This window comes from Leclercia sp. 119287, assembly GCF_009734485.1.
In the GTDB taxonomy this organism is placed as follows: Bacteria; Pseudomonadota; Gammaproteobacteria; order Enterobacterales; family Enterobacteriaceae; genus Enterobacter; species Enterobacter adecarboxylatus_C.
Genome location: NZ_CP046445.1, coordinates 290,536 through 311,649, shown reverse-complemented (window position 1 = coordinate 311,649; position 21,114 = coordinate 290,536). Strand labels below are relative to the sequence as shown.

Below are 21,114 nucleotides of genomic sequence, written 5' to 3'. Positions count from 1 at the left end.
GCGAGGCTTTGATTTGTATGCACTTATCCAGACATCCGACCAGTTACCCGACACGCTGGCAAGAGATTGCCGCGAAGCTTGAAGTGGAGCTGCGCACCCACTACCGCTGCGGGGATTATCTGCCTGCTGAACAGCAGCTTGCGGATCGCTATGAAGTGAACCGCCATACCCTGCGCCGCGCCATTGACCAGCTGGTTGAACGCGGATGGGTACAGCGTCGTCAGGGCGTCGGCGTGCTGGTGCTGATGCGCCCGTTCGACTACCCCCTCAACGCTCAGGCGCGCTTCAGCCAGAACCTGCTGGATCAGGGCAGCCACCCCACCAGCGAAAAACTGCTCTCGGTGCTGCGTCCGGCCTCCAGCCACGTGGCAGACGCGCTGGGGATTTCGGAGGGCGATAACGTCGTCCACCTGCGCACCCTGCGCCGGGTCAACGGCGTGGCGGTGTGTCAGATCGACCACTACTTCGCTGACCTGACTCTCTGGCCGGTGCTGCAGAACTTCGCCAGCGGCTCGCTGCACGACTTCCTGTTCGAAGCCACCGGGATTGCGCTCAGGCGCACCCAGACCCGCATCAGCGCCCGCCGCGCGCAGGCCAAAGAGAGCAAGGTGCTGGAGATTCCCAACATGGCGCCCCTGCTCTGCGTGCGCACCCTTAACCACCGTGACGGCGAGATCAACGCGACGGAGTACTCCGTCAGCCTGACCCGCGCCGACATGATTGAATTCACCATGGAGCACTGAATGCATTTCGATACCTCCACCCGCCAGCACTGGATGGCCGTTCTCGCCCACAGCCAGCCTGCGGCGCTTGCCGAGCGGATGTCGGCCCTGAGCCTGACGCCCGCTTATGAACCGATCCGCGCCCCGGAAACCGGGCTGGTGCAGATCCAGGCGCGGATGGGCGGCACCGGGGCACGCTACTTTGCCGGTGATGCCACCCTGACCCGCGCCGTGGTGCGCCTTGCCAGCGGCACGCTCGGCTACAGCTACCTGCTCGGGCGCAACAAAGCGCATGCCGAGCAGTGCGCGGTGATCGACGCCCTGCTGCAGGAAGCGCCGCATTTTCAGTCCTTAATGGAAACCCTTATTGCCCCGCTGGAAGCCGACCGCGCCGCACGCCTTGCCGCGCGTCAGGCCGAGGTGAACACCAGCCGGGTCGACTTCTTTACGCTCGTTCGCGGAGACAACGCATGACCCTTCAACCCGCTTTTACCCTTGCCGTGCAGGATGCCCAACACAGTTTTCGCCGTCTGCTAAAAGCGATGAGCGAACCGGGGGTGATCGTCTCCCTGCATCAGCTTAAACACGGCTGGCAGCCGCTGAACCTCGCCACCACCAGCGTGCTGCTGACCCTGGCCGATAATGACACTCCGGTCTGGCTGTCGGGCGCGGTGAGTAACGATATCGTCAGCTCTAACCTGCGTTTTCATACCAGCGCCCCGCTGGTGGATCAGCCCCAGCTGGCGGTGTTCGCCGTTGCCGACGAGCAGATTAGCCACGAGCAGCTCAACGCCCTGAGCGAAGGCAGCGCCGTCGCGCCGGAGACCAGCGCCACCCTGATTTTGCAGGTGCCGAGCCTGAGCGGCGGGCGCATGCTGCGCCTGACCGGAGCCGGAATTGCCGAGGAACGCATGGTCGCCCCGCAGCTGCCGGAGTGCATTATTCATGAACTGACCGAGCGCCCGCACCCGTTCCCGCTGGGGATCGACCTGCTCCTGACCTGCGGCGAACGCCTGCTGGCGATCCCGCGAACCACCCACGTGGAGGTGTGCTGATGTACGTTGCCGTCAAAGGGGGCGAAAAGGCGATCGCCGCCGCCCATGCCCTGCAGGAGCACAGACGCCGGGGCGATGAGCAGCTCCCGGAGCTGAGCGTCGCCCAGATCGAACAGCAGCTCAACCTGGCCGTGGACCGGGTGATGACCGAAGGCGGCATTGCCGACCGCGAGCTGGCAGCGCTGGCGCTGAAGCAGGCCAGCGGCGATAACGTCGAGGCCATCTTCCTGCTGCGCGCCTACCGCACCACCCTGGCGAAGCTGGCGGTGAGCGAGCCGATTAATAGCGCAGAGATGCGCCTTGAGCGCCGAATTTCTGCCGTTTATAAAGATATCCCGGGTGGTCAGCTGCTCGGCCCGACCTACGACTACACCCACCGCCTGCTCGATTTTACCCTGCTGGCGAACGGCGAGGCCCCTCGCCTGACCACCTCAGACGCCCCGCAGGATGCCGCCCCGCACGTCTTCAGCCTGCTGGCACACCAGGGGCTGGCGAAGGCGGAAGAGGATCGCGGCGATGAGCCGGACGACATCACCCGCACCCCGCCGGTCTACCCCTGCTCCCGCGCCTCGCGCCTGCAGCAGCTGATGCGCGGCGACGAGGGCTACCTGCTGGCGCTGGCCTACTCCACCCAGCGCGGCTACGGGCGTAACCACCCCTTTGCCGGCGAAATTCGCAGCGGCTATATCGACGTTGAAATCGTGCCGGAAGAGCTGGGTTTCGCAGTGAACGTCGGTGAACTGCTGATGACCGAGTGCGAAATGGTTAACGGCTTTGTCACCCCGGACAACGACGCCCCGCACTTCACCCGCGGCTACGGGCTGGTGTTCGGCATGGGTGAACGCAAGGCGATGGCGATGGCGCTGGTCGACCGGGCGCTACAGGCCCCGGACTACGGCGAGAACCTCGCCGGCCCGGCGCAGGACGAGGAGTTTGTGCTGGCCCACGCGGATAACGTCGAGGCTGCCGGATTTGTCTCGCACCTCAAGCTGCCGCACTACGTCGATTTCCAGGCCGAGCTGGAACTGCTGAAACGCCTGCAACAGGAGCGCAAGAATGGCTAACCTCAGCGGCTATAACTTTGCTTATCTGGATGAGCAAACTAAACGCATGATCCGCCGCGCCATTTTAAAAGCGGTGGCGATCCCCGGCTATCAGGTGCCGTTCGGCGGTCGTGAGATGCCGATGCCTTACGGCTGGGGCACCGGGGGGATCCAGATCACCGCCAGCGTGATTGGCGAAGCCGACGTCCTGAAGGTGATTGACCAGGGCGCTGACGATACCACCAACGCCGTGTCGATCCGCCAGTTCTTCCAGCGCGTCACCGGGGTGAATACCACCGAGCGCACCGAAGACGCCACGCTGATCCAGACCCGCCACCGCATCCCGGAAACCCCGCTCGTTGAAGACCAGATTTTGATTTTCCAGGTACCGATCCCCGAGCCACTGCGCTTTATCGAACCCCGCGAAACCGAAACCCGCACCATGCACGCGCTGGAAGAGTACGGCGTGATGCAGGTGAAACTCTATGAAGACATCGCCCGCTTTGGCCATATCGCCACCACCTACGCCTACCCGGTGAAGGTCAACGGGCGCTACGTGATGGACCCGTCGCCGATCCCGAAATTCGATAACCCGAAGATGGACATGATGCCCGCGTTGCAGCTGTTCGGGGCCGGGCGCGAAAAACGCATTTACGCCGTGCCGCCGTACACCCGCGTGGAGAGTCTCGATTTCGACGACCATCCGTTTACGGTGCAGGAGTGGGACGAGCCGTGCGCCATCTGCGGATCGAAACACAGCTATCTCGATGAAGTGGTGCTGGATGACACGGGCAACCGGATGTTTGTCTGCTCCGATACCGATTACTGCCGCCAACAGAGCGAGGCCAACAGCCAATGAAACCGCTGCTTTCGGTCAATAACCTGACCCACCTCTATGCGCCGGGCAAAGGCTTCAGCGACGTGTCGTTCGACCTCTGGCCGGGTGAAGTGCTGGGCATTGTCGGCGAGTCCGGCTCCGGTAAAACCACCCTGCTGAAGGCGATCTCTGCCCGTCTGGCCCCGCAAAATGGCGAGATTCTGTATGAAGACCACTCCCTGTACGGCATAAGCGAGGCCGAACGCCGCCGCCTGCTGCGCACCGAGTGGGGCGTGGTGCATCAGCACCCGATGGACGGCCTGCGCCGCCAGGTGTCGGCGGGGGGCAACATCGGTGAGCGGCTGATGGCCACCGGTGCACGCCATTACGGCGACATCCGCGCCACGGCGCAGAAGTGGCTGGAAGAGGTAGAGATCCCGGCGTCGCGCATCGACGACCTGCCAACAACGTTTTCCGGCGGGATGCAGCAGCGTTTACAGATTGCCCGCAACCTGGTCACCCATCCGAAGCTGGTGTTTATGGATGAACCCACCGGTGGGCTGGACGTCTCTGTTCAGGCGCGCCTGCTGGATCTGCTCCGCGGCCTGGTGGTGGAGCTGAACCTGGCGGTGGTGATTGTCACCCACGATTTAGGCGTTGCCCGTCTGCTGGCGGACCGTCTGCTGGTGATGAAGAGCGGCGAGGTGGTGGAAAGTGGGCTGACCGACCGGGTCCTCGACGATCCGCATCATCCGTACACCCAGCTGCTGGTGTCGTCCGTGTTGCAGAATTGAGGTTGCTGTTGCCGGGTGGCGGCTTCGCCTTACCCGGCCTACGGACCGCGCTCTTTGTAGGCCGGGTAAGCGAAGCGCCACCCGGCAAGAAAACGCCACGAGGCCAAGATGATCCACGTACAAAACGTAAGTAAAACCTTCGTGCTCCACCAGCAAAACGGCGTGCGCCTGCCGGTACTGCAAAATGCCTCTCTGGAGGTCAGCAGCGGCGAGTGCGTGGTGCTGCACGGTCACTCCGGCAGCGGCAAATCGACCCTGCTGCGATCCCTGTACGCCAACTACCTGCCGGACGAAGGCCATATCCATATCCGTCACGGCGACGAATGGGTGGATCTGGTGCAGGCCCCGGCGCGCAAGGTGCGGGACGTGCGCCGCACCACCATCGGCTGGGTCAGCCAGTTTTTACGGGTCATCCCCCGCGTCCCGGCGCTGGAGGTGGTGATGCAGCCCCTGCTGGATCTCGGCGTGCCGCGCGATACCTGCGCCGCCAAAGCCGCCCGCCTGCTGACGCGCCTCAACGTGCCGGAGCGCCTGTGGCATCTCGCTCCCTCCACCTTCTCCGGCGGGGAGCAGCAGCGGGTCAACATCGCCCGCGGCTTTATCGTCGATTACCCGATTTTACTGCTCGATGAACCGACCGCCTCGCTGGATGCGAAAAACAGCGCCGCAGTCATGGAACTGATCGAAGAAGCCAAAGCGCGCGGCGCGGCGATCGTCGGGATCTTCCACGACGACGCGGTGCGGGATCGCGTAGCGGATCGTCTGCACCCGATGGGGATCACCGCATGATCGTAAACAACGTAAAACTGGTGCTGGAAAACGAGGTTGTCGACGGCTCCATCGAGGTTCAGGACGGCGTCATTCGCGCCTTTGCTGAAACCCCGAGCCGCTCGCCGCAGGCGATGGACGGCGAAGGCGGCTGGCTGCTGCCGGGGCTGATTGAGTTGCACACCGACAACATGGACAAGTTCTTCACCCCGCGGCCAAAGGTAGACTGGCCCGCCCATTCGGCGATGAGCAGCCACGACGGAATGATGGTCGCCAGCGGCATCACCACCGTGCTGGACGCGGTGGCGATCGGTGACGTGCGCGACGGCGGCGACCGGCTGGAGAATCTGGAGAAGATGATCAACGCCGTGGAGGAGACGCAGAAGCGCGGCCTCAACCGCGCCGAGCACCGCCTGCACCTGCGCTGCGAGCTGCCCCACCACACCACCCTGCCGCTGTTCGAGAAGCTGGTCGGCCGCGAACCGGTGACCCTGGTGTCGCTGATGGATCACTCCCCGGGCCAGCGCCAGTTCGCCAACATCGAAAAGTACCGTGAATATTATCAGGGCAAATACTCTCTCAACGACCAGCAGATGGCGCGCTACGAAGAGGAGCAGCTGGCCCTGGCCGCCCGCTGGTCGCAGCCCAATCGCCAGGCTATTGCCGCTCTGTGCCGGGAGCGCAATATCGCACTGGCGAGCCACGACGACGCCACCGCGGATCATGTACTTGAATCCCATCAGCTTGGCAGCACAATTGCCGAATTTCCCACCACGTTCGAGGCGGCAGAAGCCTCCCGCCAGTACGGGATGAACGTCCTGATGGGTGCGCCGAACATCGTGCGCGGCGGATCGCACTCCGGCAACGTGGCGGCAAGCTCGCTGGCCTCGCTCGGCCTGCTGGATATTCTCTCCTCCGATTATTACCCCGCCAGCCTGCTGGATGCGGCGTTCCGGGTGGCCGACGATACGGGCAACGGCTTTACTCTGCCGCAGGCGATCCGTCTGGTGACGAAGAATCCGGCGCAGGCGCTAAATCTGCACGATCGCGGGGTGATTGGCGAAGGTAAGCGGGCCGACCTGGTGCTGGCGCACCGTAAAGGCGAGCATATTCATATCGACCACGTCTGGCGTCAGGGAAAAAGGGTGTTCTGATGGGAAGAGTGATCTGGTTAATGGGGCCGTCCGGCTCCGGAAAGGACAGCCTGCTGGCGGCGTTGCGCCAGCAGACCCACCCGCAGCTGCTGGTGGCGCACCGCTACATCACCCGCCCGGCCAGTGCGGGGAGCGAAAACCACATCGCCCTCAGCGAGCCGGAGTTTTTTACCCGCGCCGGGCAGCAACTGTTTGCCCTGAGCTGGCACGCTAACGGCTATTATTATGGGGTGGGTCTGGAGATCGACCTCTGGCTGCATGCCGGATTCGACGTGGTAGTGAACGGCTCGCGTGCCCATCTTCCCCAGGCGCGGGCGCGCTATGCGGGGGCGCTGCTGCCGATCTGCCTGCAGGTATCGCCAGATATTCTGCGCAGCCGGCTGCAAAGCCGCGGTCGGGAGAACGCCAGAGAGATCGACCAGCGGCTTGAGCGTGCCGCCCGCTATACCCCGTCCGATTGTCCTGTCCTGAATAACGACGGAAGCTTGCTCCAGTCCGTCGAACACTTTCTTTCACTGATTCACCAGAAGGAGAACAACCATGCCCGAGTGTGAGTTGCGTCCCGCCACCGCGGAGGACGTCGACGCCGTCTATGGCCTTATTTGTGAATTAAAACAGGCGGAGCTTGACCGGTCAGCGTTCCATGCCGGGTTCGCGGCCAATTTGCAGGATCACAATATGCGCTACCAGCTGGCCGAACAGGATGGACACATCATCGGCATGATCGGCCTGCATATGCAGTTTCATCTGCATCATGCCAACTGGATCGGCGAGATCCAGGAGCTGGTGGTGATGCCGCAGGCGCGCGGGCTCAGGGTTGGCAGCCAGCTGCTGGCCTGGGCAGAAGAAGAGGCCCGTCACGCCGGGGCTGAGATGACCGAGCTTTCCACCAGCGTAAAGCGCCTCGACGCGCACCGCTTTTATCTTCGTGAAGGGTACACACAGAGCCATTTCCGCTTTACCAAACCGCTGTAAGGGGGCGCTATGAGTCTGACCATTACGTTAACAGGAACCGGTGGCGCCCAGCTGGTGCCCGCTTTTGGCTGTGACTGTCCGGCCTGCCGCCGGGCGCGTTTGCAGGACGACTATCGCCGTCGCCCCTGTAGCGCGGTGGTCAAATTCAACGACGCGGTAACGCTGCTGGACGCGGGGATCCCGCACCTGATGGACGACTGGCCCGCAGGCAGTTTTCAGCAGTTTTTACTCACCCACTACCATATGGATCATGTCCAGGGGCTGTTCCCGCTGCGCTGGGGCGTGGGGGCGACCATCCCGGTATACGGCCCGCCGGACGAAGCCGGCTGCGACGATCTGTTTAAGCACCCCGGCATTCTCGACTTTAGCCACACGCTTGAGCCCTTTGTGGTGTTTGAACTCCAGGGGTTACGCGTGACCCCGCTGCCGCTCAACCATTCGAAGCTGACGTTTGGCTATCTGCTGGAGAGCGCCCACAGCCGCGTCGCCTGGCTGTCGGACACCGCCGGGCTGCCGGACAAAACGGTGAAGTTTTTACTCAACAACCACCCGCAGGCGATGGTGATTGACTGTAGCCACGAGCCGCGCGCGGAGACCCCGCGCAACCATTGCGATCTGAATACGGTGATTGCCCTGAATCAGGTGATTGGCTGTCCGCAGGTGATCCTGACCCACATCAGCCATCAGTTTGACGTGTGGATGATGGACAACCCGCTGCCGGAAGGGTTCGAGGCGGGGTATGACGGGATGGTGCTGGTGCTGGATTAACGATTTTCTCCCTCTCCCTGTGGGAGAGGGCCGGGGTGAGGCATCAGGCCGCACGTTACTGCCGGGTGGCGGCTGCGCCTTACCCGGCCTACGGTTTTGTAGGCCCTTACCGCCGATCGTAATCATCCTCTAACCGCCGCTCGTCATCTTCAAGGCGACGTCGATCTTCGTCCAGCTGGCGCTGGCGCTCATCTAGACGCTGGCGTCTGTCCTCCAGCTGCCTGCGACGATCGTCATACTGGCGGCTATCGCTGCTGCGACGGCTCTCTTCGTAGCGATCGTCGTCGGCATCGCGATTATTGCTGTTGGGGTTGTAGGCGTCGTTGATGGCCTGCTGGATATTGCCGATCGCATCGTCAACGATGTCGGCATGCGCCAGCTGGCTGGTTAAAGAGATCAGACCAAATAACAGAGCGGTAAAGGTACGTTTCATAAAGCCAGTCTCGCAGGGTGAGCTGGCCTTACGGTAATAAACGGCAGGTAGAGCGAGTAGCGGAGGAATCTCAAATTCTGGAAGGCAGAGTTGCTCCCATTATTACTATTGGTCAAAAACGCATATTAATGGGATACCGCATCGTAGGATTAACGCCTCATACAACCGAGTTGCCAGCCCTTTATCTCGCTCTGCGGGATCGACACAAATCCCCTCGACCTGAATAATATTGGCATCTTCCCAGCAGCGTTCAACAGCAACAATATCTTTCCCCAGGGTGGGTTTTCGCTGTAAATCCAGCGCCGCCACCACACGATGGCGCGGTACCCCTTCAAAGGTTTCGATATCCGCTTCAATAATGGCCGCACGAGGCGTCTGTGGATCGTAGATAACATGCAGCAGTCGCCCGGAGAGTTCAAACTCTTCCACCTGTTTAAAGGCGCGCGCGACTGTCATCGGGCTATAGGTTGTAGGCATCACGATCATATGTGAGTCCCCTCTCGTCAGTACCGGCATAATTCCCTTTATATCCTAATCCGCTTATTTTTGCGCAGATTAGCACCACCGATACCGCGGAAACGATTGATTAATTCTTAAACACTGCGGCGAATTTTCTCCGCATTCGTATCGATTTTACGCAGCGCCTGCGCCAGCTGCCCGCGGGTGAACGGCTTACGCAGCAGCTCCACCTCGGGCAGCTGTGGGTTGTGCGCCGGACGCAGATCCTGGCCGCTCATCAACAGCACCGGGAGATGGGGGAAATGCTGGCGCACATGCTGGATCACCTCCGCGCCGCTCAGGTTGCCGGGCAGCATTAAGTCGCTGATAAAAATCTCGATATCCGCAGAGGCGCTCAGCATCTGTATCGCCTGCTCGCCGGTTTCGGCCTCCAGGGTCAGGTAGCCCAGCTGGTGGAGCTGTTCGCACAGCGTCTGCCGGACGTCGGTCTGGTCGTCCAGCACCAGCACCAGCCGGTCGCCTGGCGGCGAGGCGGGGGTTGCCCCGTTTTCCGACGAGGGTAGCGCCTGTAAGGTGGCGCGCGGCAGATGCAGCCGCACGGTGGTGCCCTGGCCGGGCGCGCTTTCGATCTCCACCCGCCCGCCGGACTGACGCACGAAGCCATACACCATCGACAGCCCCAGCCCGCTGCCGCTGCCGGTCTGTTTGGTGGTGAAGAAGGGTTCAAAGACCTGAGATTTAATCGCCTGCGACATCCCGGCGCCGTGGTCGATCACCTCCAGCGCCACCATGTCCTGCTTACGCCCGTCGCTGCGGGTCACGCGCTGGTTCCAGGTGCGGATTTTGATGGTGCCGCTGTGCCCTTCCATCGCATCGCGGGCGTTCATCACCAGGTTGATGATGGCGTTCTCCAGCTGGCCCACGTCAATCCACGCCGGCCACGCCGGCGTTTGCGCTTCGATATCCAGCGCGACCGTGGCGGGCAGAGAGTGGCGCATCAGCTCGGCCAGGTTTTCCAGCAGGGGCTTCATCTCCACCGCGTGCGGGTTCAGGGACTGCTTACGGGAGAAGGCCAGCAGGCGCTGGGTTAACAGCGCCCCGCGCTCGGCGGCCTTCAGCGCACGGCCAATGCGTGGGGCATCCGGCGAGTGGGGATCGGCCAGCTCCAGGCTGCCGATGATCACCGCCAGCAGGTTATTGAAATCATGGGCCAGCCCGCCCGTCAGCTGCCCGACCGCCTTCATCTTCTGGCTGTGCACCAGTGCCTCCTCCAGCCCCTGACGTTCAAGGCGATCCACCTCCATCTGCGAGGTCTTCTCCTTCAGCAGTCGGGTGGTGTGCTCCAGCGACGCGGTATTGCGGGCAAAGACGTTAAACGCCCTCGCCAGCTCGCCCAGCTCATCCCGACGCTGCAGCGCAGGCACCGAGACATCCTGTTCCCCGTGGGCCAGCCGCGACATCGCCCGGGAGATGGCGGTCAGGTTGGTGCCCAGATTGCGGTAGATATACCAGCAGGCAAAGGCGGTGATGATCAGCGCCAGCACGGCGGACACCGTGATAAAGACGCTGATCGAGCGCAGCTCCCGATGGCTCTCGGCGGTGCGCAGCTGCGAGGCCTGGGCCACCTGCTCCACATACTGATTGATATCGCTGTTTAAGATCGCCACCAGCGCCTTGATGTGGAACATATACCAGCTGATAGCGAGATCGCTCTCTTCCAGCTGCCCGGAGAGCGGGCCGAGCTTGTTCAGCTCGGCGTTAAAATCAGGCAGGACGAAGCTCACCACCGGCTGCGCGGCCTGGCGGGGCAACATCGCCGTCACCGTATCCAGCTGCTGAAGGGTCGCGCGCGGCGAAGGGGTTTGAATGGCGGCGACGATCAGCCGATCCATCTCGCTGAGCAGCCGGGCGTCGGGCAGGTTGCTGGCATCGCGGCGGTTGATCTCCTGCAGATGGCGGAGATAGCTCTGGCTCTGGTAGAGGGAGCTGAGCAGCGCGTTACGCTCCAGGTGGCGTCGCTGCCCGCGCTCCAGCATGCCGGTCACGCTTTGCTGGAGCTCATTGCTGCGCTGGATGATCCGCGCCACCAGCGCCGGCTCCTGCTGCGCCAGCGGCGCGTCGGCAAGCTGCTCCAGCGCGCGGCCCAGCGCCGTCTGGGTCTGTTTCAGCCGGTTGGCTTCATCTTTATACTCCAGCGCCCCCACCACCTGCGACAGCCGCACCGCCGCCGTCGCCACGTTGGCGGTTTCACGCGCCAGGTTCATGCTGCCGGTCATATCGTCCAGGGTCTGGCGCTGCACCTGCTCCTGAATATGGCTGGCATGACGAAAGCCCAGCACCGCCACACCGCTGACCATTAACGTTACCGCCACCACCAGCAGATTGAAGATCAGCAGGCGGCCACGGGCGCTGGCGAAGAAGGGGGGACGGCGTGAGGGCATATTGGCTCCGCGGCGTAACTGTGATCCACATTAACTATTCATAACTATGACAAATATGAACGACTTCTGACATTTTGCATTTACCGGGGTGTGATGAAGTGCGGATATCGACCTTCACAGGAGATCCGCCATGAGCAGAACCCCGGTTTTAGAGATGCGCAGCATTGCCAAAACCTTTGGCAACTTCCACGCGCTGAAGGGTGTGGATCTGACGGTCTTCCCCGGCGAGATCCATGCCTTAATGGGCGAAAACGGCGCCGGAAAAAGCACCCTGATGAAAATCCTCGCCGGGGCCTACATCGCCACCGGCGGCGAGATCCTGATCGACGGCAAGCCGTTTCATATCAAAGGCCCAAAAGATGCGCTGGCGGCGGGCATCACTTTGATCTATCAGGAGATGCAGCTGGCCCCTAACCTTACCGTGGCCGAGAACATCTTCCTCGGCAGCGAGCTGTCGCGCGGCGGGCTGGTACAGCGCAAAGAGATGGCCGCCCAGGCCCAGGCGGTGATCGATCGCCTCGGCGCCAATTTCAAAGCCACCGATCTGGTGATGAAGCTGACCATCGCCGAGCAGCAGCAGGTGGAAATCGCCCGCGCGCTGCACCGCAACAGCCGCATCCTGGTGATGGATGAACCCACCGCCGCCCTCTCCTCGCGCGAAACCCACCGCCTGTTCGAGCTGATTTTGCGTCTGCGCGACGAAGGGATGGCGATTATCTATATCAGCCACCGCATGGCGGAAGTGTATGAGTTATCCGACCGCGTCAGCGTACTGCGCGACGGCCAGTACGTCGGTAGTCTGACCCGCGACAAGCTCAACGCCCCGGAACTGGTGCGAATGATGGTTGGGCGACCCCTGAGCGATCTGTTCAACAAAGAGCGCGATATTCCTCTCGGCAGCCCGCGCCTGAACGTCCACCACCTGACCGACGGCGGCAAAGTGCAGCCCTGCAGCCTGCAGGTGCGTTCCGGCGAAATCGTCGGCCTCGCCGGGCTGGTGGGTGCCGGGCGTTCCGAGCTGGCGCAGCTGATTTTCGGCGTGCGCAAGGCCACCGGCGGGATGATTGAGGTGGATGCCGAGCCGGTGGTGATCCACTCCCCGCGCGCCGCCATCGACCACGGCATCGGCTTTTTAACCGAGAACCGCAAGGAGCAGGGGCTGTTCCTCGAGCTGGCGGCGCAGGAGAACATCACCATGGCGACGCTGGAACGCGATGCCAGCTTCGGCTGGCTGAACCGCAAAAAAGCCCAGTCGATCTCCGATGACGCCATCGCCCTGCTCAATATTCGCGTGCCGCACTCCCAGGTGCGGGCGGGCGGACTCTCCGGCGGCAACCAGCAAAAGCTGCTCATCTCCCGCTGGGTGGCGATTGGCCCGCGCATTCTGATCCTCGACGAGCCGACCCGCGGCGTGGACGTCGGGGCCAAAAGCGAGATCTACCGGATCATGAACCAGATGGCGCGTAAAGGGGTGGCGATCCTGATGATCTCCAGCGAACTGCCGGAAGTGGTCGGCATGAGCGATCGCGTGTACGTCATGCGCGAAGGGAGCATTGCCGGGGAACTCCATCGGGCCGATATCTCACAAGAAAACATCATGACGCTGGCGACCGGCGTTAACGACTCTCATCATCGGGCGGTATAACCATGACGCAACCTAACACTCCGCAACAGGTGGCCAAAGCGGCCTCCGCCAAAAAAATGCTGATGGGCGATCTGATGCAAACCATCGGTATCCTGCCGATATTGATCCTGATCGTCGCGGTATTTGGCTTTATCGCGCCGAACTTTTTTACCGAAAGTAATCTGCTGAACATCACCCGTCAGGCGTCGATCAACATCGTGCTGGCGGCGGGGATGACCTTCATTATTTTGACCGGCGGCATCGACCTGTCGGTGGGCTCGATTCTGGGCACCACCGCGGTGGCGGCGATGGTGGTCTCGCTGATGCCGGAGCTGTCGATGCTCTCGGTGCCGGCGGCGCTGATGCTCGGCATGGTGCTGGGGCTGTTCAACGGCGCGCTGGTGGCCTTTGCCGGGTTACCGCCCTTTATCGTCACCCTCGGCACCTACACGGCACTGCGCGGCGCGGCCTACCTGCTTGCGGACGGCACTACGGTCATCAACTCCAGCATCAGCTTTGAATGGATCGGCAATAACTATCTCGGGCCGGTGCCGTGGCTGGTGGTGATTGCCCTGGCGGTGATCGTTGTCTGCTGGTTCATCCTGCGCCGCACCACCCTCGGGGTACATATCTATGCGGTGGGCGGCAACATGCAGGCCGCGCGCTTAACGGGCATCAAGGTCTGGATGGTGCTGCTGTTTGTCTACGGCATGAGCGGCCTGCTCTCGGGCCTCGGTGGGGTAATGAGCGCATCAAGGCTGTACAGCGCCAACGGCAACCTCGGTACCGGCTATGAGCTGGACGCTATCGCGGCGGTGATCCTCGGCGGCACCAGCTTCGTCGGCGGGATCGGCACCATCACCGGCACGCTGGTGGGGGCGCTGATTATCGCCACCCTCAACAACGGCATGACGCTGATGGGCGTCTCCTATTTCTGGCAACTGGTGATCAAAGGGGCGGTGATCATCATTGCGGTGCTGATCGACAAATACCGTACCCGACACCATCAAAGTGCATAACAACAACATCTTACTTCGAGGAATAGAGCATGAAATTGAAGCCCTTAGTGACCGCGCTCTGTGCTGGCGCACTGCTTGCAGCAAGCCCGTTTGTCCAGGCCAAAGAGCTGAAGTCCATCGGCGTGACGGTGGGCGATCTGGCCAACCCGTTCTTTGTGCAGATCACCAAAGGGGCGGAGCTGGAAGCGCGCAAGCTGGCGGGGGATAACGTGAAAGTGACGCTGGTGTCCAGCGGCTACGATCTCGGCCAGCAGGTTTCTCAGATTGATAACTTTATCGCCGCCAAAGTCGATATGATCATTCTTAACGCCGCCGATTCGAAAGGGATTGGCCCGGCGGTGAAGCGCGCGAAAGACGCCGGGATCGTGGTGGTGGCGGTTGACGTGGCGGCAGAGGGTGCCGATGCCACTATCACCTCCAACAACACCCAGGCCGGTGAGATGGCCTGTAAGCTGATCACCGACCGCCTGAAAGGCAAAGGCAACGTGGTCATCATCAACGGACCGCCGGTCTCTGCGGTACAAAACCGTGTGGAAGGCTGTAAGGCTGAATTTAAAAAACATCCGGATATCAAAGTCCTTTCGGATAACCAGAACGCCAAAGGCAGCCGTGACGGCGGGCTGGAGGTGATGACCTCCCTGCTGGCGGCCAATCCGAAGATCGACGGCGTGTTCGCCATCAACGATCCGACGGGGATCGGCGCCGATCTGGCGGCAAAACAGGCACAACGTAACGAGTTCTTTATCGTCGGCGTCGATGGCTCACCGGATGCGGAAGAGGCGCTGAAGCGGGAAAACTCCCTGTTTGTTGCTACCCCGGCGCAGGACCCGCAGGTGATGGCGGCGAAAGCGGTGGAGATCGGCTATGACATTCTGCAGGGCAAACCGGCGCCGAAAGAGCCGGTGCTGATCCCGGTGACGATGATCGATAAGAGCAACGTCGGCAATTATAAGGGCTGGACGGTTAAGTAATGACTGTACGCCTCTCCCCACAGGGGTAAGGATGTTCACGTTCCCTCTCCCCTGCGGGGAGAGGGTCAGGATGAGGAGTTTTCATGAAACGCTCCGAAATTAACGAGATCCTCGGCCACACGCGACAGTTTTTCTCCATGCACGATGTGCATCTGCCCCCCTTTGCCAGCTTCCCTCCTGCCCGCTGGCAGCAGCTTGACGGCGACGCCTGGCAGGAAGTGTTCGACCTGCGGCTCGGCTGGGACGTGACCGCGTTCGGCGGCGATAACTTTGCGGCGCAGGGCTTAACCCTTTTTGCCCTGCGCAACGGCTCTCCCGGCGGCAAGCCATGGGACAAATGTTATGCCGAGAAGATCATGCATGTGCTTGAGGGCCAGGTGACGCCTTTGCACTTTCACTGGCGCAAACGCGAGGACATCATCAACCGCGGCGGCGGCAACCTCATTGTCGAGCTGTGGAACGCCGATGAGCATGAACAGAAAGAGGAGGGAGATATCAGGGTCGCCATCGATGGTTGCCAGCAGACCCACGTGGCGGGCAGCCATATCCGCCTCGCGCCGGGGGAGAGCATCTGCCTGCCGCCCGGCCTGTACCACAGTTTCTGGGGTGAGGTGGGCTTTGGCGACGTGCTGGTGGGTGAAGTCTCCTCGGTGAATGACGACGAGACGGACAACCACTTCCTGCAACCCACCGCCCGTTATAACAACATTGATGAAGACGAACCGGCCGTGCTGGTGTTGTGCAATGAATACAGCCTGTTTCGCCTGTAAGGAGTGAACCATGCCGCTTATCTCTCTCGCCGACGGGCTGGCCCATGCCCGCGAACATCGTTATGCGCTGGGGGCGTTTAACGTCCTCGACTCCCACTTCCTGCGGGCGCTGTTTGCCGCCGCCCGTCAGGAGAACTCGCCCTTTATCATCAACATTGCCGAAGTGCATTTTAAGTACGTCTCCCTCGACTCACTGGTGGAGGCGGTCAAATTCGAAGCCGCCCGGCATGATATTCCGGTGGTGCTGAATCTCGATCACGGCCTGCATTTCGAGGCGGTGGTGCGGGCGCTGCGCTTAGGGTTCAGCTCGGTGATGTTCGACGGTTCCACCCTGAGCTACGAGGAGAACATCCGCCAGACGCGGGAAGTGGTGAAGATGTGCCACGCGGTGGGCGTGTCGGTGGAGGCGGAACTCGGCGCGGTGGGAGGCGATGAGGGCGGTGCCCTGTACGGCCATGCCGACGAAGCCTTTTTCACCGATCCTGGGCTTGCGCGGGAATTTGTCGACCAGACCGGCATCGACGCCCTGGCGGTGGCGATCGGTAATGCCCACGGCAAATATAAGGGCGAGCCGAAGCTCGATTTCGCCCGTCTTGACGCCATCCGCCAGCAAACCGGCCTGCCGCTGGTGCTGCACGGCGGGTCCGGGATCGGCGACGCCGATTTCCGCCGCGCCATTGAGCTTGGGATCCACAAGATTAACTTCTACACCGGCATGTCCCAGGCGGCGCTGGCGGAGGTGGAGCAGCGAATGGCCAACCGCCAGCCGCTGTACGATGAGTTTGCTGAACTGCTGCTGGGCATCGAAGAGGCCATTACCGATACCGTCGCCGCGCAGATGCGCACCTTCGGCAGCGCGGGGTTTGCGTGATGGAACGCCGGGGCATTATCGCGGCGGGCAATATGCTGGTGGATCACGTCCACCAGATTGTGCAGTGGCCGGAGCGCGGCTGGCTGGCGGAGATCGTCCACAGCGAACGCGCCACCGGCGGGGCGCCGCTCAACGTGCTGTTAACGGTGGCGAAAATGCACGCCGGGATCCCGCTGCAGGCGGTGGGACTGGTGGGGGATGACCACGACGGGGATTACATTCTCGCCATGCTCGACCAGTATCACGTCAACCGCCAGCGGGTGCAGCGCACCACCTTCGCCCCCACCTCCATGTCGCAGGTGATGACCGACCCCAGCGGCCAGCGCACCTTTTTCCACTCCCCGGGGGCCAACCGGCTGCTGGATCTGCCCGCCTTCGACCGGCTCGACTCCAGCCTGAAGATCTTCCATCTGGGTTATCTGCTGCTGCTGGACAGCCTGGATATGCCGGACGAGGAGTACGGCACCCGCAGCGCGCGCTTGCTGGCGCAGATGCGCGAGCTGGGGTTTCAAACCTCTCTCGACCTGGTGTCGCGCAAGGGCGATCCGCGCTATCAGCCGCTGGTGCTCCCTGCCCTGCGCCATCTCGACTATCTGGTGATCAACGAGCTGGAGGCGGGCGAGTTCAGCGGCCTGGCAATGCGCGATGACCAGGATGCGCCGACGATCGCCAATATTGCCGCGGCGGCGGCAGAGCTGCTGGCAGCGGGCGTTAAGTCGCGGGTGGTGATCCACTGCCCGGAAGGGGCCTGGGGACAGGAGCCGGATCGGGAGGGGTGCTGGATCCCCTCGTGGCGGCTGACCCGGGAGGAGATCGTCGGCAGCGTCGGGGCGGGAGATGCTTTCTGCGCCGGATTTTTGTATGGCTGCCACGAATCGCTGTCGCTGGCGGAGAGCATCCGGATGGCGCACGCCTGCGCGCGGGCCAGCCTGCTGGCGGCCAACGCTATCGACGGGGCGAAAACCCTGCAGGAGTTACAGCTTTTTATTCAGGAGAACCGGTTGGCCTAGGCCGCCCTGTCGCCATGCAGCACGTCGGCGGCAAAGACATAGCCCAGCCCGCGGATGGTTTTAATCAGCAGCGGCTGATGGGGATTGATTTCGATTTTGCGGCGCAGGCGCATGATCAACACGTCGATGGTGCGATCAAAAACCTCCGCGCTTTCGCTGTGGGTCAGCTCCAGCAGCTGTTCGCGGCTCAGAACCCGCCGGGCGTTCTGCGTCAACGCCAGCAACAAACCGTACTCGCCCTGGGTCAGGGCGACCACGCCGCGCTGAGGGTCAATCAGTTCACAGCGGGTGGTATCCAGCGTCCAGCCGTTAAAGCCGATCCCGGCCGCCCGCGTAACGATCGGTTCTGCCGCCAGCGCGCCGGTGCGGCGCAGCACGGCTTTGACGCGCGCCACCACCACCCGGGGATTGAAGGGTTTGCCGATGTAGTCGTCCGCCCCCATCTCAAGGCCCACCACCACGTCCGACTCGCTGCCGAGCCCGGTGAGCATGATGACCGGCAATTCGGGGCGCTGCTTTTGCAGCTGCTGTAACACCTGCAGGCCGTTAATATCCGGCAGCATCATATCCAGCAATACCAGCGCGATATCCGGTGCCTGCTGCGCCAGACGCAGAGCATCCTGACCGGTATGGCACAGGTGGACGGTGAAGACGTGCTCGTTAAGCACATCCTGCAACAGTTCACACACCGCGGTGTCGTCATCGACCACCAGAATTGCTGGTTTCATCACTGGATTCCATTAGGGGGATAGAGATCAGTCTGGCCCATTCTGTGCAAGGCTCCAGCCAAAACGCCCTTTCCGTCACGGATCTTCAACCGCCGTCACATCCCCATTGCCACCAGGGCCGCAATTTTTGACGCGGGCCTGTTTTTCGTCAGGGTTTTGACCAGGATTCGCCCGTAAAGTCAGGGGAAATCCACAACAAAATTGTGGCATAGAGGCGGCATACTAAACCGACATCTCAGCGTCATTTGAAACTGGAGCAAGACTGATGAAAAACGTCATCACGGTGTGCCCCTATTGCGCATCAGGCTGCAAGATAAACCTGGTGGTCGATAACGGCAAAATCGTCCGGGCGGAGGCAGCCGGGGGGAAAACCAACCAGGGCAAACTGTGCCTGAAGGGCTATTACGGCTGGGACTTTATTAACGACACCCAGATTCTAACCCCGCGGCTGAAAACCCCGATGATCCGCCGCGTTCGCGGCGGCAGGCTGGAGCCCGTCTCCTGGGATGAGGCGCTGGACTATGTTGCCCGCCGCCTCAGCGACATCAGGGCGCAGCACGGTCCGGATGCGATCCAGACCACCGGCTCCTCGCGCGGCACCGGGAATGAAACCAACTACATCATGCAAAAATTTGCCCGCGCGGTGATTGGTACCAACAACGTCGACTGCTGCGCACGCGTCTGACACGGCCCCTCGGTTGCAGGTCTGCACCAGTCGGTCGGTAATGGCGCCATGAGCAATGCCATCAACGAGATTGATGGCACCGATCTGGTGTTTATTTTTGGCTATAACCCGGCGGATTCGCATCCGATCGTCGCAAATCATATTCTGCGCGCAAAGCAGAACGGGGCAAAAATTATCGTCTGCGATCCGCGGCGCATCGAAACCGCGCGCATTGCCGATATGCATATCGCGTTGCGAAACGGCTCAAACATCGCCCTGCTCAATGCCATCGGCCACGTGATTATTGCCGAGCAGCTCTACGATCGGACCTTCGTTGCCACCCGCACGGAGGGCTTTGATGAGTACCGTAAGATCGTTGAAAACTATACGCCTGAGTCGGTCGAAACCATTACCGGCGTAAGCGCGCGGGAGATCCGCCAGGCTGCGCGTCTGTATGCCGGAGCGAAAACGGCCACCCTGCTGTGGGGAATGGGCGTCACCCAGTTCTGGCAGGGGGTGGAGACCGTGCGTGCGCTCACCAGCCTCGCCATGCTGACCGGCAACCTCGGCAAAGCCCACGTCGGGGTCAACCCGGTGCGCGGGCAGAATAACGTGCAGGGTGCCTGCGACATGGGGGCGCTACCGGACACCTACCCGGGATACCAGTTTATTAAGTTCCCGGAAAACCGCGAGAAATTCGCCAGAGCCTGGGGCGTCAAGAGCCTGCCGGCGCATCCCGGCTACCGTATCAGCGAGCTGCCGCACCGCGTGGCCCACAAAGAGGTGCGCGCGGCGTACATCATGGGCGAAGATCCGCTCCAGACCGATGCTGAACTGTCGGCGGTGCGTCAGGCGTTTGACGATCTCGAGCTGGTGATTGTCCAGGATATCTTTATGACTAAAACCGCGGCGGTGGCGGATGTTGTCCTGCCGTCTACCTCGTGGGGCGAGCATGAAGGGGTTTACACCGCAGCCGATCGCGGCTTCCAGCGCTTCTTTAAGGCGGTCGAGCCGAAGTGGGATTTGAAAACCGACTGGCAGATCATCAGCGAGATCGCGACCCGGATGGGTTATCCGATGCACTACGACAACACGCAGCAAATCTGGGATGAGCTGCGCCAGCTGTGTCCGGGATTCAAAGGGGCAACCTACGAGAAGATGGGCGAACTGGGCTACATCCAGTGGCCGTGCCGGGACGAGTCGCCGGCGGACCAGGGCACCTCGTTCCTGTTCGAGGAGAAATTCGATACCCCGAACGGGCTGGCGCAGTTCTTCACCTGCGACTGGATGGCGCCGATGGATAAATTGGATGACGATTACCCGATGGTGCTCTCCACCGTGCGCGAAGTGGGCCACTACTCCTGCCGCTCGATGACCGGCAACTGTGCGGCCCTGTCGGCACTGGCCGATGAGCCCGGCTATGTGCAGATCAACACCGAGGATGCCGCAAGGCTGGGCATTGAGGATGAGGCGCTGGTGTGGGTTAACTCCCGCAAAGGTCGGGTTATCACCCGGGCTCAGGTCAGCGATCGGCCTAACGTCGGGGCGGTATACATGACTTACCAATGGTGGATCGGGGCCTGCAACGAGCTGGTGACGGAAAACCTCAGCCCGATAACCAAAACGCCGGAATATAAATATTGTGCCGTGCGCGTCGAGCCGATAGCGGATCAATCCGCCGCCGAAAACTATGTGGTTGAAGAATATAATAAGCTGAAAAAATCGTTACGGGAAACCGCGATGGGTTGATGCAATTAAAGGTGCAATTAATAAAACGGGGTGAAATATTCATCCCGTTTTTATTTGCATAATAGAAATAATATATGGTGAATATTATTTTGCGAGCAGTATTCCAGAGAAATGTAATTCCCCACAAAGTGAATTACATCTTTTCTTTTGAGTTCATAGGGATAAGATTATCGGCGGGTGCTTAAGGCTTTCTGTCTTAAGCCGTATTGAGGGACAGAAAGTGAAAAACCCCGGAAATGTTTCCATTAACCGGGGGCTATCCCTCAACCACTCACAAGT

21 protein-coding genes and 1 pseudogene are annotated in these 21,114 nt (G+C 61.5%); 18 read left to right on the top strand and 4 right to left on the bottom strand.

Features of this window, described 5'->3' with window-relative positions:
- Positions 1-17 precede the first annotated feature (17 nt).
- The 11 genes from phnF (at position 18) to phnP (ending at position 8,096) form a co-directional block, all read left to right on the top strand.
- Positions 18-743 carry a phosphonate metabolism transcriptional regulator PhnF gene (gene phnF / locus GNG27_RS01450; protein WP_156262717.1) on the top strand — a complete coding sequence of 242 codons (726 nt, stop codon included), beginning with the start codon at positions 18-20 and terminating at the stop codon, positions 741-743.
- Positions 744-1,196 (top strand): phosphonate C-P lyase system protein PhnG, encoded by a 453-nt coding sequence (gene phnG, locus GNG27_RS01445; RefSeq protein ID WP_156262716.1) that lies wholly within the window; start codon positions 744-746, stop codon positions 1,194-1,196. It abuts the gene before it with no gap.
- Complete coding sequence (gene phnH / locus GNG27_RS01440; RefSeq protein WP_142487892.1) at positions 1,193-1,777, top strand: phosphonate C-P lyase system protein PhnH; 585 nt, start codon at positions 1,193-1,195, stop codon at positions 1,775-1,777. Before phnG ends, phnH begins: the two co-directional genes overlap by 4 nt.
- Positions 1,777-2,841 (top strand): carbon-phosphorus lyase complex subunit PhnI, encoded by a 1,065-nt coding sequence (locus tag GNG27_RS01435; protein WP_156262715.1) that lies wholly within the window; start codon positions 1,777-1,779, stop codon positions 2,839-2,841. Before phnH ends, GNG27_RS01435 begins: the two co-directional genes overlap by 1 nt.
- A complete protein-coding gene (gene phnJ, locus GNG27_RS01430; protein WP_142487890.1) occupies positions 2,834-3,679 on the top strand; it encodes an alpha-D-ribose 1-methylphosphonate 5-phosphate C-P-lyase PhnJ in 846 nt (281 codons plus the stop codon). Before GNG27_RS01435 ends, phnJ begins: the two co-directional genes overlap by 8 nt.
- Positions 3,676-4,431, top strand: a complete 756-nt coding sequence (phnK, locus tag GNG27_RS01425; RefSeq protein ID WP_156262714.1) for a phosphonate C-P lyase system protein PhnK — start codon at positions 3,676-3,678, stop codon at positions 4,429-4,431. Before phnJ ends, phnK begins: the two co-directional genes overlap by 4 nt.
- Before the next feature lie 108 nt (positions 4,432-4,539).
- Positions 4,540-5,220, top strand: a complete 681-nt coding sequence (gene phnL, locus GNG27_RS01420; RefSeq protein WP_156262713.1) for a phosphonate C-P lyase system protein PhnL — start codon at positions 4,540-4,542, stop codon at positions 5,218-5,220.
- Entirely contained in the window at positions 5,217-6,353 is a 1,137-nt protein-coding gene (gene phnM, locus GNG27_RS01415) for an alpha-D-ribose 1-methylphosphonate 5-triphosphate diphosphatase (RefSeq protein WP_156262712.1), read from the top strand. The genes phnL and phnM overlap by 4 nt, the downstream gene beginning before the upstream one ends.
- The gene (gene phnN, locus GNG27_RS01410) at positions 6,350-6,907 is read left to right on the top strand and encodes a ribose 1,5-bisphosphokinase (RefSeq protein ID WP_142487886.1); all 558 of its coding nucleotides are present in this window, start codon (positions 6,350-6,352) and stop codon (positions 6,905-6,907) included. Before phnM ends, phnN begins: the two co-directional genes overlap by 4 nt.
- Positions 6,894-7,328, top strand: coding sequence for an aminoalkylphosphonate N-acetyltransferase (phnO, locus tag GNG27_RS01405; RefSeq protein ID WP_142487885.1), 435 nt, complete (start codon positions 6,894-6,896; stop codon positions 7,326-7,328). Before phnN ends, phnO begins: the two co-directional genes overlap by 14 nt.
- A 9-nt stretch (positions 7,329-7,337) precedes the next feature.
- Positions 7,338-8,096 (top strand): phosphonate metabolism protein PhnP, encoded by a 759-nt coding sequence (gene phnP, locus GNG27_RS01400; protein ID WP_156262711.1) that lies wholly within the window; start codon positions 7,338-7,340, stop codon positions 8,094-8,096.
- A gap of 106 nt (positions 8,097-8,202) precedes the next feature.
- Here the strand turns inward: phnP and yjdP are convergent, their stop codons facing one another.
- From yjdP to GNG27_RS01385, 3 genes and pseudogenes are all read right to left on the bottom strand, one after another.
- Positions 8,203-8,529: a DDRRRQL repeat protein YjdP gene (yjdP, locus tag GNG27_RS01395; protein WP_156262710.1), complete on the bottom strand. Its 327-nt coding sequence runs from the start codon at positions 8,527-8,529 to the stop codon at positions 8,203-8,205.
- Positions 8,530-8,637: 108 nt separating this feature from the next.
- Positions 8,638-9,015, bottom strand: a pseudogene (locus GNG27_RS01390) (GNAT family N-acetyltransferase); the annotation flags it as partial.
- A 107-nt stretch (positions 9,016-9,122) separates the two neighbouring features.
- Positions 9,123-11,429: a hybrid sensor histidine kinase/response regulator gene (locus GNG27_RS01385; RefSeq protein WP_156262709.1), complete on the bottom strand. Its 2,307-nt coding sequence runs from the start codon at positions 11,427-11,429 to the stop codon at positions 9,123-9,125.
- Positions 11,430-11,559: 130 nt separating this feature from the next.
- On the opposite strand from GNG27_RS01385, the gene GNG27_RS01380 reads away from it, so the two are divergent.
- The 6 genes from GNG27_RS01380 to GNG27_RS01355 all read left to right on the top strand — a co-directional run bounded on the left by GNG27_RS01380 (position 11,560) and on the right by GNG27_RS01355 (position 17,694).
- A complete protein-coding gene (locus GNG27_RS01380; protein ID WP_156262708.1) occupies positions 11,560-13,074 on the top strand; it encodes a sugar ABC transporter ATP-binding protein in 1,515 nt (504 codons plus the stop codon).
- Between the two features lie 2 nt (positions 13,075-13,076).
- The gene (locus GNG27_RS01375) at positions 13,077-14,072 is read left to right on the top strand and encodes a ribose ABC transporter permease (RefSeq protein ID WP_156262707.1); all 996 of its coding nucleotides are present in this window, start codon (positions 13,077-13,079) and stop codon (positions 14,070-14,072) included.
- Positions 14,073-14,101: 29 nt separating this feature from the next.
- Positions 14,102-15,043: an ABC transporter substrate-binding protein gene (locus GNG27_RS01370; RefSeq protein WP_156262706.1), complete on the top strand. Its 942-nt coding sequence runs from the start codon at positions 14,102-14,104 to the stop codon at positions 15,041-15,043.
- An 83-nt stretch (positions 15,044-15,126) separates the two neighbouring features.
- The gene (locus GNG27_RS01365; protein WP_156262705.1) at positions 15,127-15,813 is read left to right on the top strand and encodes a D-lyxose/D-mannose family sugar isomerase; all 687 of its coding nucleotides are present in this window, start codon (positions 15,127-15,129) and stop codon (positions 15,811-15,813) included.
- A gap of 10 nt (positions 15,814-15,823) precedes the next feature.
- On the top strand, positions 15,824-16,684 hold the full coding sequence (locus GNG27_RS01360; protein WP_156262704.1) for a ketose 1,6-bisphosphate aldolase: 861 nt from the start codon (positions 15,824-15,826) through the stop codon (positions 16,682-16,684).
- Positions 16,684-17,694 (top strand): carbohydrate kinase family protein, encoded by a 1,011-nt coding sequence (locus tag GNG27_RS01355; protein WP_142490046.1) that lies wholly within the window; start codon positions 16,684-16,686, stop codon positions 17,692-17,694. The genes GNG27_RS01360 and GNG27_RS01355 overlap by 1 nt, the downstream gene beginning before the upstream one ends.
- On the opposite strand, the gene GNG27_RS01350 is transcribed toward GNG27_RS01355, so the two are convergent.
- Complete coding sequence (locus GNG27_RS01350; protein WP_142487876.1) at positions 17,691-18,422, bottom strand: response regulator; 732 nt, start codon at positions 18,420-18,422, stop codon at positions 17,691-17,693. The two genes, GNG27_RS01355 and GNG27_RS01350, sit on opposite strands and share 4 nt — an antisense overlap.
- A gap of 265 nt (positions 18,423-18,687) precedes the next feature.
- On the opposite strand from GNG27_RS01350, the gene fdhF reads away from it, so the two are divergent.
- Complete coding sequence (gene fdhF, locus GNG27_RS01345) at positions 18,688-20,835, top strand: formate dehydrogenase subunit alpha (protein WP_156262703.1); 2,148 nt, start codon at positions 18,688-18,690, stop codon at positions 20,833-20,835.
- Positions 20,836-21,114 lie beyond the last annotated feature (279 nt).

Excerpts from the sequence above, each read along its gene's own strand:
- phnM (WP_156262712.1), top strand. The coding sequence starts at position 5,217 with ATGATCGTAAACAACGTAAAACTGGTGCTGGAAAACGAGGTTGTCGAC.
- phnK (WP_156262714.1), top strand. The coding sequence starts at position 3,676 with ATGAAACCGCTGCTTTCGGTCAATAACCTGACCCACCTCTATGCGCCG.
- GNG27_RS01385 (WP_156262709.1), bottom strand. The coding sequence starts at position 11,429 with ATGCCCTCACGCCGTCCCCCCTTCTTCGCCAGCGCCCGTGGCCGCCTG.
- GNG27_RS01380 (WP_156262708.1), top strand. The coding sequence starts at position 11,560 with ATGAGCAGAACCCCGGTTTTAGAGATGCGCAGCATTGCCAAAACCTTT.
- GNG27_RS01375 (WP_156262707.1), top strand. The coding sequence starts at position 13,077 with ATGACGCAACCTAACACTCCGCAACAGGTGGCCAAAGCGGCCTCCGCC.
- GNG27_RS01365 (WP_156262705.1), top strand. The coding sequence starts at position 15,127 with ATGAAACGCTCCGAAATTAACGAGATCCTCGGCCACACGCGACAGTTT.
- phnL (WP_156262713.1), top strand. The coding sequence starts at position 4,540 with ATGATCCACGTACAAAACGTAAGTAAAACCTTCGTGCTCCACCAGCAA.
- phnH (WP_142487892.1), top strand. The coding sequence starts at position 1,193 with ATGACCCTTCAACCCGCTTTTACCCTTGCCGTGCAGGATGCCCAACAC.
- phnO (WP_142487885.1), top strand. The coding sequence starts at position 6,894 with ATGCCCGAGTGTGAGTTGCGTCCCGCCACCGCGGAGGACGTCGACGCC.
- GNG27_RS01355 (WP_142490046.1), top strand. The coding sequence starts at position 16,684 with ATGGAACGCCGGGGCATTATCGCGGCGGGCAATATGCTGGTGGATCAC.
- phnF (WP_156262717.1), top strand. The coding sequence starts at position 18 with ATGCACTTATCCAGACATCCGACCAGTTACCCGACACGCTGGCAAGAG.
- GNG27_RS01350 (WP_142487876.1), bottom strand. The coding sequence starts at position 18,422 with ATGAAACCAGCAATTCTGGTGGTCGATGACGACACCGCGGTGTGTGAA.
- GNG27_RS01370 (WP_156262706.1), top strand. The coding sequence starts at position 14,102 with ATGAAATTGAAGCCCTTAGTGACCGCGCTCTGTGCTGGCGCACTGCTT.
- phnG (WP_156262716.1), top strand. The coding sequence starts at position 744 with ATGCATTTCGATACCTCCACCCGCCAGCACTGGATGGCCGTTCTCGCC.
- phnJ (WP_142487890.1), top strand. The coding sequence starts at position 2,834 with ATGGCTAACCTCAGCGGCTATAACTTTGCTTATCTGGATGAGCAAACT.
- yjdP (WP_156262710.1), bottom strand. The coding sequence starts at position 8,529 with ATGAAACGTACCTTTACCGCTCTGTTATTTGGTCTGATCTCTTTAACC.
- GNG27_RS01360 (WP_156262704.1), top strand. The coding sequence starts at position 15,824 with ATGCCGCTTATCTCTCTCGCCGACGGGCTGGCCCATGCCCGCGAACAT.
- phnP (WP_156262711.1), top strand. The coding sequence starts at position 7,338 with ATGAGTCTGACCATTACGTTAACAGGAACCGGTGGCGCCCAGCTGGTG.
- GNG27_RS01435 (WP_156262715.1), top strand. The coding sequence starts at position 1,777 with ATGTACGTTGCCGTCAAAGGGGGCGAAAAGGCGATCGCCGCCGCCCAT.